A 14,425-nucleotide genomic window follows, 5' to 3' on the forward strand; every position below is an offset into this window, starting at 1 on the left:
TATTGACATTAAGTCCTAATAAGCGTCCTTTCTACCAACAAGGTCAAAGAGCTATGAGACTTATTCTGTCTGCATTCTAGCCCTTTTTGTAGCCCCTTAAGCTCAAAAACACTTCCAGGGGCGACAATTGCCTCTAATCCCAGCCAGATAAAGGTTGACAAGTCTATGGTTTTCAGCGTTTGAAAATAATATCGTACAGTGACAGCAAAATTTCCACCACAATCAAAATCACTACATACCACTCTACTCGCTGGCTACTAGTATGCTGCATGAACTCCAGGACAGTTTGTGCGGTTTGAGAAATTAGCTCTAGTTTGCGTTCCAAGGCATGGTGACGCTCACGGATTTCGTATTCATCCTCCAAGCGCAGATATAAGTTTTCTAACTGTGGGGATTCCCAGAGTAACTCTGGCTTATCGATAATTTCGACTCGACCGACTATTTTATGTTGAACTAACAACGTCGTCCCAAGTTGACGCAGTAATTCCCGACTCTGCCTTCTACTTCTGTTTTCACGCTGGAGACTAGCTGCAAACGGTTCAATTTGATCGAATACTGCCGCTATACTAATTTCATAATGCGACAGCACAACACTTTTGGCGAGAACATCAGCCACAATCTGCAAGCGTTCTACACTCAATTCACGCAGAAAAATTTTTCCTTCCTTGACTCGCTCACTCTCGACAATGTTGAGATGAACTTCCACTTCTTCTGTCTCAGGATTACTGAATGAGTCTTGAACTTGAGAAGATAGCTGACTCAAAAAGTCTGCCTTTTCTACGGGTTCAAGGTTAAACAGAACAACTACACCATAGCCCAGCAGTACAGCACAACCGCACTCACCTACTTTCACCATTACGGGCATAGTTGCCAAGCAATCATAATTTTGTAATTTCAGTAGATCAATCTTCTTACCGAGAAATAGGGCTTGTGCTTTAAAGCTATCTATATTACTAAAAAGGAGTTTATGCATTGTTGCCCTATGCTATGTTTTGCCTATTAATCTATAGTGGTGGCAGCGCAATTGCTCCAGTATTGGTGGAGATTACCACAATCTCAGCTAATCAATCAACCCCTTCACCACTGCCAATAAATGCGCTGGCATTCTCAACCTAAGAAACCTAGCCTTCAATTGGAATGGCTTTTCCCTGCTTATATTTAACCCGAACTCATGTTAAATTTAAACCTCTAAATACACCACAAGTTAATCCAATTTAGTGATTCTGGGAGGAAAATAAAAGACCTATGGCTGGGAAGGCTTTGCTAAGTTAGATGAATTAAGGCAATTTATCTGGAAGCGTTTAGAGAAATTAAACACATCAATTGAAACAAAGCAGTTATTATAGATAAGGCGATCGCTTGAGAAGTGTTCAGCCACTTATTGAGCAAATTTTTATGTAAATATTTTTTAATAAATAACACACTAGCTTGTTTACTCAGCCATACTTTAACAAGTAAGTGGAGGAAAGTAACTTTATAGTTATTAGTTAATTTCCTAACCTTAAAAAAAGATAAAAAATATTGCGGAATTAAACTGAAAATTCTTCCAAATTAAATTTAATTAATATTTCAATTGTTTTTAAGTAAATGATTGAAAGCTGCCACGAATGAAGAATTGACAAGTTTTAAACGTAATTTTGTAACATATCGAAATATGAAATTCTTTAAAAATTAAAAATACTCAAATTTTTCTGCTGTCAAGTGTCAAAAAGTTGCTGAAAGTTGAAAATAAGGAAAATTTTTTTGCTGAATTTTTCATTGATTAGATGGAACTCAGTGAAGAAAAAACGCTACTTACCTATGTAAGGGATGACACGGCTCAATTATTAAGCTATGAAATTTACATACTACTCACCGTTCTTAGTTTGGCGGGCGGTGGTTGGGAGCAAATATTGGTGACTCGCTGACTACCTACCTATTACAAATCCAGTTCTGAGAAGACGGAATTATAGCCATCTAGTCCTACTACCCGACTTACTTAGTAGTACTGAGAAGTAATTTCTAGCTATCTGTACTTATTCACAATTAAAAATAAGTGGAGTTTCAACAATGTCCAAAGCCCCCTGGCATCGACAAATCCTTATTTTGGCACTTCTTCGCTTAAGTCAATTCCGTGACAGCCTGCGGCAAAATAATTTGCACGATACATCGCAATTACCAGACAAAGACAAATTGCCTAAACCTGTGCCAGATCCTCAAGGACGGCATCTCACTACCCGTACATTTGATGGTAGTTTCAACGACCTTGAGCATCCAGAAATGGGGATGATTGGAACTCGCTTTGGGCGCAATGTGCCGTTGAAAGAGGCTTACCCAGACGAAAAGAATTTGATGAAGCCAAACCCGCGCACAGTCAGTCGGGCTTTGATGACGCGAGATAAGTTTATCCCTGCAACTACACTCAATATTTTGGCAGCTGCATGGATTCAGTTCCAAAACCATGATTGGTTTGTACATAAACACAATTCCACAAAGAAATTAGAAATTCCCTTAGAAGAGGGCGATCCTTGGCCTCAAGAGTATCGTCCTTTGGCTATAGACCAAACAGAACCAGATCCTTCTCGTCCTGAAGGAGATAAATCTGGCCCACCAACATTTATTAGTGATTCAACTCATTGGTGGGATGGCTCACAAATCTATGGCTATGATGAAAAATCTGCCGATAAACTACGTTCTCATATAGACGGAAAGTTAACTATTGGTGATGATGGACTGTTACCTTTAGACCTAGAAAAAGGCGTTGACCAAACAGGTTCTAATGATAATTGGTGGGTCGGGTTGAGTTTGCTGCATACTCTGTTTGTTAAGGAACATAACACTCTCTGCGATGAACTAAAGCAACGATATCCTGATTGGACTGATAATCAGCTTTACGACCATGCACGGTTAATTAATGCTGCCTTAATGGCAAAAATTCACACCGTAGAATGGACACCAGGTATCCTTGCCCATCCTGCCCTACAAGTGGCGATGAATGCCAACTGGTATGGATTACTAGGACAGCACGTAAAAAGAGTGTTTGGTCGGATTGGCGAGAGCGAACTTTTGAGCGGAATTATTGGGTCACCAACGGATCACCATACCGCACCCTACTATTTAACTGAAGAGTTTGTATCTGTTTATCGGTTGCACCCCTTGATTCCTGATGAGTTTGAGTTCTATGAACTTAAAACTGGCAAACTGCTGATGAAGAAAGATTTCTTTGAAGCATCTGGAAAACGCACAAGGGCGGTTGTTGAAGCTATTCCCATGACAGATTTATTCTATTCCCTCGGAATTGCTCATCCAGGTGCAATTACCTTGCACAATTATCCACGCTTCTTACAGCAGCTTGTAAGGGATAACGGAGAAGTATTTGACCTAGCAGCAGTTGATATTATACGCGATCGCGAACGCGGAGTTCCTCGCTATAATCGTTTCCGGGAACTGATTGGTCGTGGTCGAGTCAAGTCTTTTGAAGAGATTACCAGTAACGCAACATGGGTTAAGGAACTGCGAGAAGTCTACAACAACGACATCGAGAGTGTTGATTTGATGGTCGGGATGTTTGCAGAAGATTTACCCGAAGGATTTGGCTTCAGCGATACGGCCTTTAGGGTATTTATTCTTATGGCATCACGACGCTTAAAAAGCGATCGCTTCTTCACCAAAGATTATCGCGCAGAAGTATATACCCAATTCGGTCTAGATTGGATTGATAACAATACTATGTTGACAGTTTTGTGTCGCCACTTCCCCCAATTGTCTCTTGCTCATACGGGTCTGAGCAATGCTTTTGCTCCTTGGGGACACTTGTTTAATTAAATGAGTTTTGCTTCAACATATGAAAAGCTTAGAAAAAGAGTATGATTCTCAGGTTAAGTCTGAGAATCCTAATTCACTACCGACTGATTATCTATCCTGGAGTGCAAAGCAGAAGCAGGAATTTCTCTGGAATGAACGGATTGAGAAATCTCAGTATGAACAACTGCCCTCTTTGAAAAAAATTGATGTTATCGGTCTATTTCTGACTCCTTTGAGAGCCAAAATGGACTATGCATCTGATGCGGCTCCGCCAAACTGGAAAAAAGCAATTCATGCTCATGCGAGTGTAGCCAAGATTCAATTTATTCCCGCAGATAACACTCCATATACAGGATTATTTAAAGGAGCCGATTACGGTTTACTAAGATTATCAGTTACAGGTGATCCTAGCGATCGCGGCTTTGCTCCAGGTCTGGCTATCAAATGGTTGATTGATAGCACTGCTTCCGAAGATTTTTCGGCACTTGTTTCCTTAACAGGTCAAGGAAAAAACTACAACTTCTTTGCTAATGAGTTCTCCAACATTGTTCCGGTTGTGAGGCAAATTGGCCCAAAATTGATCAATCTCATCTTTATGAGAGTAACTAGGTATCCCACAAAGATATCGTTAAAAAGATTAGGGGAAATCGATCAACAAGGTCGAAGCGTGACTCATCCTGTCTATCCCACTCAGCTATTTCTAGTTCCGAGTCAAACGGTGCAGTTTTCAGAAAGTCCAGGGCGCGATTTTCGCAATGACTTAGCAACAATCACACCCGGAACAGTTTTATTTTCTGTCTACGCCATTGATTCTAATCAGGCTGACAATAAAACGCCACAGTCTGAACAGCGTCATAACGCTCAATTTATTGGACAGATTAAAACAACCTCTGAATTTATCGCCTCGTCTTATGGTGACAGTCGCCTCTTTTTTAGACACCAGCGTTTTGGTAAATAACCTATGGCTGATAATCTTTTTGAACCGCTACTGTTTCGCAACTTAACAGTTAAAAATCGAATTTTTCGCTCGAATATTTCTGGCAGATTTGACAATTACGACGGTTCGGGAAATCAAGCCCGGATTAATTGGGAAGAGAAATTTGCCCGTGGCGGTGTTGGTGCAATCATTACATCTTTTGTGCCGGTAACGATTCGCGGTCGAATTATTCCTAACTATGCCACCATTGACAGCGATGCACGCATTCCCTTCTGGCGAGAAGTGGGTAACAAGGTGCATAAGTATGATTGCAAACTGATCATGCAACTCAGCCATTCTGGTCGTCAGCAGGATATTTCCGGAATTGAGAATCTCAACAAAAAAGCTCTCAGTTCCACCAGTCACACAGAGTCTTTTCATGGGTTGCTTTGTCAATCTATGACTAAGACAGAAATTAAAGAAACTATCGCTGCATTTGCTGCGGCTGCTCGGCGCGCTCGTACAGCCGGACTAGATGGTGTGGAACTGCATAGTGCTAATGGCTATCTATTTACACAATTTCTCAGTTCCGGAATTAATGACCGTCAAGATGAGTATGGTGGTAGTTTAGAAAATCGCGCCCGCTTTTTATTAGAGGTAATTGGGGCTATCCGCCAGGAAGTAGGAAATGATTTTCATGTCCAAGCGAAAATCAGTGCGGTGGAATATAACAATGCGGTGATTCCTTGGGAGAAACCAGGAAATACATTAGAAGAGTCAATCCAGGTCTGTAAATGGGTGGAAGCCGCAGGAGCCGATGCAATTCATGTCTCTACTGGTAGCATTTTTCCTCATCCCTTGAATCCTATCGGTGACTTTCCCTTAGAGGAAGCCAAACGCTGGTACGATATTATGCTGTCTAGCGGGATTTATACCTTCCGTAATTACCTGCTGTTCCGTTATCGTTTGCTACAGCCCATTTTTACATTTCTGTGGAATCGGCTCAAACCCAAACAAAGACAACACCCAGTCACCGAAAAACAAATTACAGATGCCGATTTAGACCCATCTTTCCGGGAATTTATCTCAACTCAAGATATGCAGGCACTACTGCACCAATATCAAGGCATTAGTCTCAGTCATGCTGGAGAAATTAAAAAGCAGGTGAACATTCCAGTAATTTGCACTGGTGGTTTTCAACAAGCTTCTTACATTAATCAAGCCATCAAAGAAGGCTTGTGTGATGCGGTAAGTATCGCGCGTCCATTAGTGGCAAATAACAATTTGGTGAAGCAATTTGCAGCCGGGAAAGATGTTCCTGCTAGTCCCTGCACCTATTGTAATAAGTGTTTATTAAATGTCTTAGAAAATCCTTTGGGTTGCTATGACGATCGCCGTTACAGTGGCGATCGCGAAGCTATGGTCAAAGAAGTGCTGACGGTATTTCAACCAGCACCGTTTCACTGAGCAATGAGAGGAAAAATGGATGAGCGTACAAAGCACCCCAACGCTACCGACTAAAGGCTTCAAAAAGCTTTGGGTATTAATTATCAGCATTTTATTGGCAGTGGCGATCGCGGTGCTGGTGCCGCTAATTAGCAACAATCCCGTCAAATACTCCGATATTAACGACCATTTCAAATACGGTTCTATTGGTAGCGAACCTGCACGGGGTATTCCCTATTGGATCTGGAAAGTTCTGCCACAGATGTTTCCAGAATACCTACCGGAAAAGGGTAAAGGCGGCTATGCATCGCTGGGTTTTATCTATGAACAGGGAAAGGAGTTACCTGTTGGCTTCTCGCAACGGCGGGTATTTGTGAATCGCGTCGGGTTGAACTGTGCCGTTTGCCATACTGGAACCTTGCGCGAAAAGCCTGACAGCCCGCATCAGGTAATCACAGCTATGCCAGCAAACGTAGTCAACTTACAGGGTTATATTCAGTTTTTGAGCAAGGTTGCCCAAGATTCTCGATTTGTCCCAGATGAGATGTTACCGCAGATTGAAGCAATTGGTGGACATCTCAACCCAATTCAAAAGTTAATTTATCGCTACGTTGCTATTCCGATGACGCGGGATGCTTTGAGTGTTCAGAGCGATCGCTTGTCATTCTTAAATCGCCAACCGCAATGGGGGCCGGGAAGAGTAGATACATTCAATCCCTATAAAACCCTTCAGTTCAATTTTCCAATGGATCAGTTACCAGAGAAAGAACTGATTGGGACAGCTGACTTTCCCTCCGTTTGGAATCAGAAGCCGCGCGAAGGACTTCAGCTGCACTGGGATGGAGATAATACCTCTGTAGACGAGCGCAATCTCAGTGCAGGCCTGGGTGCTGGAATTACCCCAACAACAGTAGATCGTGCCGGATTAAAACGGGTAGCTGATTGGCTGTGGGAACTACCACCTCCAGCTTATCCTTACGAAATCAACGCCGATTTAGCAGCGAAAGGTCAGCCAATCTTTGAAAACTCCTGTGCCAGTTGTCATGCTTTTGGAGGCGATCGCGTTGGAAAAGTTACTCCCATCAACGAAATTGGCACTGACCCGCACCGCCTGAATTCCTACACCGACGAACTGCTGGCTAACCAGAACACCTTATTTGCAGGATACCCAGAACGATTTAAGCATTTCCGCAAAACTAACGGTTATGCCAATATGCCGCTTGATGGCATTTGGTTGAGAGGGCCTTACTTGCATAATGGTTCTGTTCCCACACTGCGAGATTTGCTGGAAACACCAGAAAATCGACCCAAAGTATTCTATCGTGGCAATGACTTGTTTGATCAGCAGAACGTTGGCTTTGTGTCTAATGTTGCTCAGGAAGGTGATAAAAAATACTTTAAGTTTGATACACAACTTCCTGGTAACACTAACACAGGACATATATATGGAACCCAACTCTCTGTAGAAGACAAGAATGCTTTAGTTGAGTACTTGAAAAAACTCTAATGCGGATAATTCCTGATCAAGAAACGAAAGATTTATGACTAGTACAAAAGGAAAAATAGGCAGACTGGTCACTATTGTGGGATTAATTCTTATTCTTCTTGTCGGATCAGTTTGGTACTTGAGTTGGTTTCATCTGTCTCGGAAAGTTCCTACTACTTACGCCTCTGTTGAACAGCAATTTAACTATGGAACAATTGGGTCAGAACAGCTAGATAGTGTACCCTATTGGATTTGGCTGGTACTTCCACGGCTCTTTCCTAAAAAATTGCCAGGGCCAGGAGGGTATGTTTCTTTAAAAATGGATTGGGAACCAGGTGAGGAAGTACCTGTTGGACTTAGCAAACAGACAATTGGGTTTCCCAGAGTCAGCCTTAACTGTGCAGCTTGCCACAATGCTCAATTCTCCTCTGCGAGTAATGGAGAATCTAAAATCATACTCACAGGTTCGGCTCCCACGTTTGATTTACAAGGTTACATTAATTTCCTACGTAGTAGTGCGAATGACCCCAGATTTACTGCCAACTATCTTCTCAATAAATTGGAAGATGTTTATGAATTGTCTTGGCTGGAAAAAAACTTTTATCGATATATAATCATTCCCCAATCTCAGCAGGCTTTAAGTCAACTAAATGACATACCTGAGCTATTAAAATCTCATCCAGAATGGGCTAAGGAGGCTATGCAGCAGTTTCCATCAATTGAGTTTCAAAACTCGCAAACTGCTCAACTTCCCAATCCAACTTAAAAAGTATAGCGATTCCCAGTTAAGTGAGGTACAGATTTAATGTTTTTCAACGCCGAGGGGCGCAGGGGAAAGCGCAGCGAAAAGTTGCGTGCGGGGGTTCCCCCCGTTGAGCAAACTTTTCAAGACAGAGTTACGCAGAGATTTTTTCAAATTTATGAGTGATACTCAAGTTTATTTAAATCAAAGGTTTTTCTCATGAACAAATTCGTCAAAATATTTAACATAGTTACTTTCATTGGTGTGCTGATTAATATTTTCGGGATGGCACTACCGTTTATTTTTACACCGCAATGGTATCTAGATTTTTTCAACTTGCCCGGTGGTGGAGGCTCGGTAATTTGGATGCGACAAGCGGGCTTACTGCTGTTTTTCATTTCCATTTTGTACGTTGCTGGAGGTCGCGATCCTATACGGTACAGCTGGAACGCTAAATTTGCGGTGTTAGTGCGAATGACTATCGGGAGTTATTGGTTGTGGCTGGTTTTTGTTGAGGGGCAGACACCTTCATTCCTAATATTTGGTATTCTCGATTGTGTATACGCCATATTTAACGGGATTTTACTTTGGCTGGTACTGAAAAATGCTGACACTGTTGAGCAGTTAGCATGAAGGAAAGCCCTACCTCTTCATACTCTTATTTTGGCAACGGTATTGTTAATCAAACCGAATTCCGATAATTTATTCGAGTTAGCCAATCTGCCAATTTTGGATAAGCCAAAATTCGATTTTTGAGTGGGCTTGTGCGGATGATTTCTTCGAGTTGAGCAGCAACCGCAATGTCTGCAATTGTCAATTCGTGACTAGCCAGCCAGGGTTGCTGGCTTAATACTACTTCAATTCGGTCTAAGTGCTGAAAGAATTTTGCTTCAACGCGATCGCGGGATAATCTACCTATTCCCTGCGCCCGAAGTTGTTGCCGATAAATCATAGGAGCTAAACTACCAATAACCCATGCTTCATATCGAGGACGATCTGCACACAATATAGGAATGGATAACTGCAATGCTCGCTGATCCATAAAGCGAAAATAAACTTCATACCAGTACAATGATTCATCAGCCCAATCTTCCCACAGCAAAGCTTGAGCCTGCTGTTGAGGCTCAGATGGAAACAGCGCAGGTTGCGGATGGCGACGTTCAATAAATTCCGCAATATCTGAACTATCTTGAATCCATTCTCCTTCGTATTCTAAAACTGGCAACTTTGCTGCTTTAGACAACTTAGAGACTTTTAACGCTAACAAACCGTTGTAATTCTTAATGACATAATCTAACTGTTTATATTGCAGAATTTTACGTACTTTGCGACAAAAGGGAGATATTTCCCATTGGTGCAGAACTATTCTGGACATGGTAATTACCTTAAATAATTGCTACGGAATCTCAGCCTATTTATGCCAGCATTTTATACTATTTATTATTCATACAATTGCTATTTTTTATTGCATATATCGATTTTAGATAAATAATGCTTGCCTAACTAAAAAACTCAATTATTTAGTTTTAAATACCAATGAAAGATAAAAAAGTTCTGATTGTCATCACCAGCCATAACACTTTGAATAATGGCAAGGAAACAGGCTACTGGCTGGGAGAGGTAACACATTTCTACCACATTCTTGCGGAAGCAGGTTTTGAAATTGACTTTACCAGCCCTAAGGGAAGTCAACCGCCACTCGATCAAAGAAGTTATGATTTACGAGATAAAGATAATCGGCAATTTTGGGAAGACGAAAGCCTTCAAGCTCAACTGAATAACACAATTCCCATTGAAGCCGTTAACCCAGAAGATTACATTGCCATTTACTATGCAGGTGGACATGGGGCAATGTGGGATTTTCCAAATAATGAAAGGTTGGCACAGGTAGCAGCCCAAATCTATGAACAAGGTGGCTTTGTTTCAGCCGTGTGTCATGGTTCTGCTGGACTGCTGAACATTAAGCTGGCCAATGGACGCTCTTTGCTAGACGGAAAAACAGTTACAGGGTTTGCCAACCTGGAGGAAAAGTTGATTCGTTTGGTCAAAGCTGTTCCCTATCTTTTAGAAGACGAGCTGAAAAACCAAGGTGCTATCTATAAAAGAGGGATACTACCGTTTATTCCCCATGTCGAAGTGAGCGATCGCGTCATCACCGGACAAAACCCTCAATCTGCTAAAGCCGTTGCCAAAGCATTAGTCGAATCTCTATCAGAGAGATGATTCGTAAACAAACGCTTACATCTGACCAATGACCAATGACAACCTTTACTAGTTATCTTTCAATTACACCGACCTACTTACACTCGTGAAACTCTCTGGATTTCTGCGTGAGTGTCAATCACTGATATGATGTCACTGCGTCAATTTTATAGCAGTCGAAGTAAAGGTTAGGACAGGCACTAATCATAAAACATGGACATTAAAAGACTTTTAAACCTATTCCCTGTTGCCTGTTGCCTGTTGCCTCCTATAATGCTACAACTGTTGTCTAACAAACAAAGCACGATAAATTGGTTCACCTTTGTTTTGGGTAGCTAGTTCGCGTTCTGTGGGTACTGGTAAAGGATTTTCGGTTAACCACTCTCCTGTACCAACTGAAGTAAAAGCGGGGTTTTCAGCAAAGCGATCGCACATTTCCACGGCGACAAACTCCATATCTGATTGCAGAAATACAACCCCACCAACTGCTAAATACTTAGCTAATTGGGCAACTAATTCTGGTTGTACTACTCGCCGTTTAGCATGGCGAGTTTTAAACCACGGATCGGGAAATTGAATAGTAACGCGCTGTAAAATTCCCGAAGGTAGAGAAGATAACAGAGGTTGCAAAGAGTTATTAGCATTGCAATATAAATAATGCAGGTTTGTTAAACCTAACTCAGAACGTATTTGGTTCGCCTCCACTACCAAAGGTTCCCGAATTTCTAACCCTAGAAAATTCCAATTAGGTTCTACCTGTGCCATATTTAATACAAACCTTCCTTTAGCACACCCAATATCTAAGTGTAATGGTTGGTCTGATTTTTCATAAACCTTTTCCCATTCTATAGGATTAGCTGGCGTTCTATATTTTTGGGCAAGTGGGTTAACGTGTTGGCGGACTCTAACAGCAGCCAATGTAAAGACTCCTTGTATACAGTAAACAGTGTGGTTTTGAGAAAAGGTTGAGTATTTAATTAATCTCAAATTGAATTATATAATAATCCGGTTTGATGACTGAAAATACTGGTGTATTCAGGCAATAGGCAATAGGCAATAGGCAACAGCAAAGAAGGCAATTAGAGGATATCTGAGAAGTATTAAATATTTCGCCAAATCTCCTTGATTCTCCCCTTAAAAAGAGGGGAAAGTTATCATTGGCATTAGCAGACAGCACTAATAAAAAAGCATAATTACATTGGATAAATTCATCTATCAATAGTATTAGACTTTTAGGAAATTATTAGTTTTTCCTCCTGAAAACTAGATTATTATCTATTTTTCATCGTGCTAGTATCAATGTGTAGAAATATTAAGTAAGCTGCTTTCAGCAGAGTTGACAACGCAAAGGTTATACTTTGTGGAAAAGGCTTTTTTTAACCTCTATTTTTAAATTGTCTGTACAATGGTTCTCAATTTTCGCTTTGCGGTGGTCAGTGACTTACACATTGCGCTTCCTCATACAATCTGGGATCATCCCAGTCGTTTTCATTTGGTAGAAGTTAGTATTCCTGCGTTTGAAAGCGTAATAGAACATTTAACACAACTTGATTTAGATTTTTTATTGCTTCCGGGTGACTTAACTCAGCACGGTGAACCAGAAAATCATCTTTGGTTACAAGAACGTTTATCACAGTTACCTTTTCCTGTTTATGTAGTTCCGGGTAATCATGACGTTCCTGTGGTCATAGCAAATCAGCAATCGATTAGTTTTGCTGATTTTCCTTATTATTACCGCAAATTTGGCTATGAAAACCCTGAGCAAATTTACTACACTCACCAAATCTTACCTGGAGTGCGGCTGATTGGTCTAAATTCTAATTCTTTTAATGAACAAGGTCAGCAGTTAGGACGTTTGGATAGCCAACAGCTAAGTTGGTTAGAAGAGGTACTAGCAGCAGCAAAGGATGAGTTAGTGCTGGTAATGATACATCACAATGTAGTTGAGCATATACCGCAGCAGTCGCATCATCCAATGGGTCATCGCTATATGTTAGAGAATGCACCCGAACTGTTAACAGTGCTACGCCAGTATGGGGTGAAGCTAGTATTTACAGGTCATTTGCACGTTCAGGATATTGCTTGCGCGGCTGGTGTTTATGATATTACCACTGGCTCTTTAGTTAGTTATCCTCATCCTTATCGAGTTTTTGAGTTTCGCCAAGATGATTATGGTAGGGAATGGTTGCAAGTTCTATCGCATCGAGTGGAGTCTGTACCAGATTTTCCCGACTTACAACAGTTATCAAAACAATGGATGGGCGATCGCTCTTTACCTTTCTTAATGAAATTTTTGACTCATCCACCATTCAACTTACCAACAGCGCAAGCTCAAGAAATAGCACCAAGTCTGCGTGACTTTTGGGCGACTATTGCCAATGGAGACGCTCTTTTTGATTATCCCCAATTTCCTCAAAAAATCCGCCGTTATATTCAAGCTTACGGTGCGATCGCTCAAGGTGGTACACCTAACTTAATTGATAATAACAGCACTCTGCTGTTGGAAAAAATTGAGGAATAGGAAAGCAGGGCGACTGCTTTCGCGCAGCGTCCCTGTGATATCGTGTCCGGTTAAAGACTTATCATGAAGGCCGCAGGGGAGAGGGTTTTCTCGTGTCTGCTCAACTATATCGAATCACAACTGATTAGCCGGAGATGATATTAGGAGAAGGATTTCATTGAAAAAAATGCTGTTTAACTACATTTAGAGGTGAACAATGCCAATAATCAATATGGGAAACAATTAAACCATCAGCATTGAGTTTTAATTCACTCCAGCCGGAAATCGAAATGCGTGGTTTCCAAGGTAAGGGAGTATTCCAACTGAGTGTCCATTCAGTTTTGATGATATCTCCTAAAGGTTTAATGTCATGCAAGTCCATCTTGGGATTAATAAACCAAGTTTGGATGAATTTAATCATCTGCTTGTAACGTTCTACGCCTTTAAATTTATTCAATGGGTCTTGGAAATAAACATTTTCAGCGTAAATAGTGTAAGTTTGATTTACTGGAAATCTTTGATAATCTTCTTTCAAGATTTGAATAATATCCATCATCAACAGAGGTATGCAATCCTACTTAATTTACAAACTAGTCGTGGAGGCAGGCAATAGGCAATAGGCAACAGATTTGTTTGGATCTTTTACACAGTTTGCTATATCTATAGATAAATGTTCAAACCAAAGACAAATTTTTTGCAACACTTCCTAATTACAGGAATTAAAACCTAAACTCTAACCTCTAACTTTTAACATCTATTTCATTCCAAAGGCGTTCTAATTGATATTGCCAAGCAGCTAAGACTTGTTCTCTAGCCTCTGAAGTTTGGTCTATTTCACCCATCAATCCTTCAGCATAAAATCTATCTAAGTTTTGCATAGTGGCTTGCAGAGATTGTCCTTGTTGTTTTGCTGCTACAACAATTTGTCGGACGCGGTTCTCGATGAGGCGATTGAAGACATCATTTAAGCCTGCTTTGTGTAAAGTCACAAGTCTAGCGATCGCATTGGCAAAATCTGCGCTGATTAAAGTACCGCTATTATGTTGGTATACTCCCCACACTACACCGTCATAGGTGGCGTAGCGAACTTCTTGGGTTTCATCAAAGTTAGCTTCTAAAAACTGTGCTAAAAACGCTTCAGCTTCTTGTACTGGCATTAATGGGAGTAGAATTCGCAGCCAAGTTTGGTCTTCTGATAGCAGCACTAACAGCCGAAAACTAGCTGAGTCTACTTGCCACGAACCAGGTGCGATCGCAGCTACACTTTCTGTACCAAATAATTCCGTCAGCGTTCCCGCAATTTCTTCAGGTGTCATAGTCTAAATTTGAGCTTTAGCATCTAGGGTAACG

The 14,425-nt window shown here is 41.1% G+C and carries 14 protein-coding genes; 9 read left to right on the forward strand and 5 right to left on the reverse strand.

The features are described from left to right. Window positions 1-172: 172 nt before the first annotated feature. Window positions 173-973 (reverse strand): RMD1 family protein, encoded by an 801-nt coding sequence (locus tag H6G76_RS28135; RefSeq protein WP_190708491.1) that lies wholly within the window; start codon window positions 971-973, stop codon window positions 173-175. 793 nt (window positions 974-1,766) lie between these two features. On the opposite strand from H6G76_RS28135, the gene H6G76_RS28140 reads away from it, so the two are divergent. The 7 genes from H6G76_RS28140 to H6G76_RS28170 all read left to right on the forward strand — a co-directional run bounded on the left by H6G76_RS28140 (window position 1,767) and on the right by H6G76_RS28170 (window position 9,006). Beyond that, window positions 1,767-1,907: a hypothetical protein gene (locus H6G76_RS28140; protein ID WP_190708493.1), complete on the forward strand. Its 141-nt coding sequence runs from the start codon at window positions 1,767-1,769 to the stop codon at window positions 1,905-1,907. 142 nt (window positions 1,908-2,049) lie between these two features. Then, window positions 2,050-3,804, forward strand: coding sequence for a peroxidase family protein (locus tag H6G76_RS28145; protein WP_190708495.1), 1,755 nt, complete (start codon window positions 2,050-2,052; stop codon window positions 3,802-3,804). Between the two features lie 19 nt (window positions 3,805-3,823). Further along, window positions 3,824-4,741 (forward strand): hypothetical protein, encoded by a 918-nt coding sequence (locus H6G76_RS28150; RefSeq protein ID WP_190708497.1) that lies wholly within the window; start codon window positions 3,824-3,826, stop codon window positions 4,739-4,741. Between the two features lie 3 nt (window positions 4,742-4,744). Next, window positions 4,745-6,166 carry an NADH:flavin oxidoreductase gene (locus H6G76_RS28155; protein ID WP_190708500.1) on the forward strand — a complete coding sequence of 474 codons (1,422 nt, stop codon included), beginning with the start codon at window positions 4,745-4,747 and terminating at the stop codon, window positions 6,164-6,166. Window positions 6,167-6,185: 19 nt separating this feature from the next. After that, window positions 6,186-7,652: a cytochrome c gene (locus H6G76_RS28160; RefSeq protein ID WP_190708502.1), complete on the forward strand. Its 1,467-nt coding sequence runs from the start codon at window positions 6,186-6,188 to the stop codon at window positions 7,650-7,652. Between the two features lie 34 nt (window positions 7,653-7,686). Further along, a complete protein-coding gene (locus H6G76_RS28165; RefSeq protein WP_190708504.1) occupies window positions 7,687-8,397 on the forward strand; it encodes a hypothetical protein in 711 nt (236 codons plus the stop codon). A 195-nt stretch (window positions 8,398-8,592) separates the two neighbouring features. After that, window positions 8,593-9,006, forward strand: a complete 414-nt coding sequence (locus H6G76_RS28170; protein ID WP_190708506.1) for a hypothetical protein — start codon at window positions 8,593-8,595, stop codon at window positions 9,004-9,006. Between the two features lie 49 nt (window positions 9,007-9,055). Here H6G76_RS28170 and H6G76_RS28175 read toward each other — a convergent pair whose 3' ends face one another. After that, a complete protein-coding gene (locus H6G76_RS28175) occupies window positions 9,056-9,748 on the reverse strand; it encodes a glutathione S-transferase family protein (RefSeq protein WP_190708508.1) in 693 nt (230 codons plus the stop codon). Between the two features lie 161 nt (window positions 9,749-9,909). Here H6G76_RS28175 and H6G76_RS28180 point away from each other — a divergent pair, with 161 nt between their 5' ends. Continuing rightward, window positions 9,910-10,596 carry a type 1 glutamine amidotransferase domain-containing protein gene (locus H6G76_RS28180; protein ID WP_190708510.1) on the forward strand — a complete coding sequence of 229 codons (687 nt, stop codon included), beginning with the start codon at window positions 9,910-9,912 and terminating at the stop codon, window positions 10,594-10,596. A 255-nt stretch (window positions 10,597-10,851) separates the two neighbouring features. Here H6G76_RS28180 and trmB read toward each other — a convergent pair whose 3' ends face one another. Beyond that, window positions 10,852-11,493, reverse strand: a complete 642-nt coding sequence (gene trmB / locus H6G76_RS28185; protein ID WP_190708512.1) for a tRNA (guanosine(46)-N7)-methyltransferase TrmB — start codon at window positions 11,491-11,493, stop codon at window positions 10,852-10,854. Between the two features lie 487 nt (window positions 11,494-11,980). On the opposite strand from trmB, the gene H6G76_RS28190 reads away from it, so the two are divergent. Next, on the forward strand, window positions 11,981-13,096 hold the full coding sequence (locus tag H6G76_RS28190) for a metallophosphoesterase (RefSeq protein ID WP_190708514.1): 1,116 nt from the start codon (window positions 11,981-11,983) through the stop codon (window positions 13,094-13,096). 154 nt (window positions 13,097-13,250) lie between these two features. On the opposite strand, the gene H6G76_RS28195 is transcribed toward H6G76_RS28190, so the two are convergent. Continuing rightward, entirely contained in the window at window positions 13,251-13,628 is a 378-nt protein-coding gene (locus tag H6G76_RS28195; RefSeq protein ID WP_190708547.1) for a DUF2358 domain-containing protein, read from the reverse strand. Between the two features lie 187 nt (window positions 13,629-13,815). Continuing rightward, entirely contained in the window at window positions 13,816-14,391 is a 576-nt protein-coding gene (locus H6G76_RS28200) for a leucine zipper domain-containing protein (RefSeq protein ID WP_190708516.1), read from the reverse strand. Between the last annotated feature and the right edge of the window lie 34 nt (window positions 14,392-14,425).

This window comes from Nostoc sp. FACHB-152 (assembly GCF_014697475.1).
Lineage (GTDB): Bacteria > Cyanobacteriota > Cyanobacteriia > Cyanobacteriales > Nostocaceae > Nostoc_B.

Coding starts and splice junctions, on each gene's coding strand:
- H6G76_RS28175 (WP_190708508.1), bottom strand. CDS start 9,748: ATGTCCAGAATAGTTCTGCACCAATGGGAAATATCTCCCTTTTGTCGC.
- H6G76_RS28200 (WP_190708516.1), bottom strand. CDS start 14,391: ATGACACCTGAAGAAATTGCGGGAACGCTGACGGAATTATTTGGTACA.
- H6G76_RS28180 (WP_190708510.1), top strand. CDS start 9,910: ATGAAAGATAAAAAAGTTCTGATTGTCATCACCAGCCATAACACTTTG.
- H6G76_RS28145 (WP_190708495.1), top strand. CDS start 2,050: ATGTCCAAAGCCCCCTGGCATCGACAAATCCTTATTTTGGCACTTCTT.
- H6G76_RS28150 (WP_190708497.1), top strand. CDS start 3,824: ATGAAAAGCTTAGAAAAAGAGTATGATTCTCAGGTTAAGTCTGAGAAT.
- H6G76_RS28170 (WP_190708506.1), top strand. CDS start 8,593: ATGAACAAATTCGTCAAAATATTTAACATAGTTACTTTCATTGGTGTG.
- H6G76_RS28155 (WP_190708500.1), top strand. CDS start 4,745: ATGGCTGATAATCTTTTTGAACCGCTACTGTTTCGCAACTTAACAGTT.
- H6G76_RS28135 (WP_190708491.1), bottom strand. CDS start 973: ATGCATAAACTCCTTTTTAGTAATATAGATAGCTTTAAAGCACAAGCC.
- H6G76_RS28160 (WP_190708502.1), top strand. CDS start 6,186: ATGAGCGTACAAAGCACCCCAACGCTACCGACTAAAGGCTTCAAAAAG.
- H6G76_RS28140 (WP_190708493.1), top strand. CDS start 1,767: ATGGAACTCAGTGAAGAAAAAACGCTACTTACCTATGTAAGGGATGAC.
- H6G76_RS28165 (WP_190708504.1), top strand. CDS start 7,687: ATGACTAGTACAAAAGGAAAAATAGGCAGACTGGTCACTATTGTGGGA.
- H6G76_RS28190 (WP_190708514.1), top strand. CDS start 11,981: ATGGTTCTCAATTTTCGCTTTGCGGTGGTCAGTGACTTACACATTGCG.
- H6G76_RS28195 (WP_190708547.1), bottom strand. CDS start 13,628: ATGGATATTATTCAAATCTTGAAAGAAGATTATCAAAGATTTCCAGTA.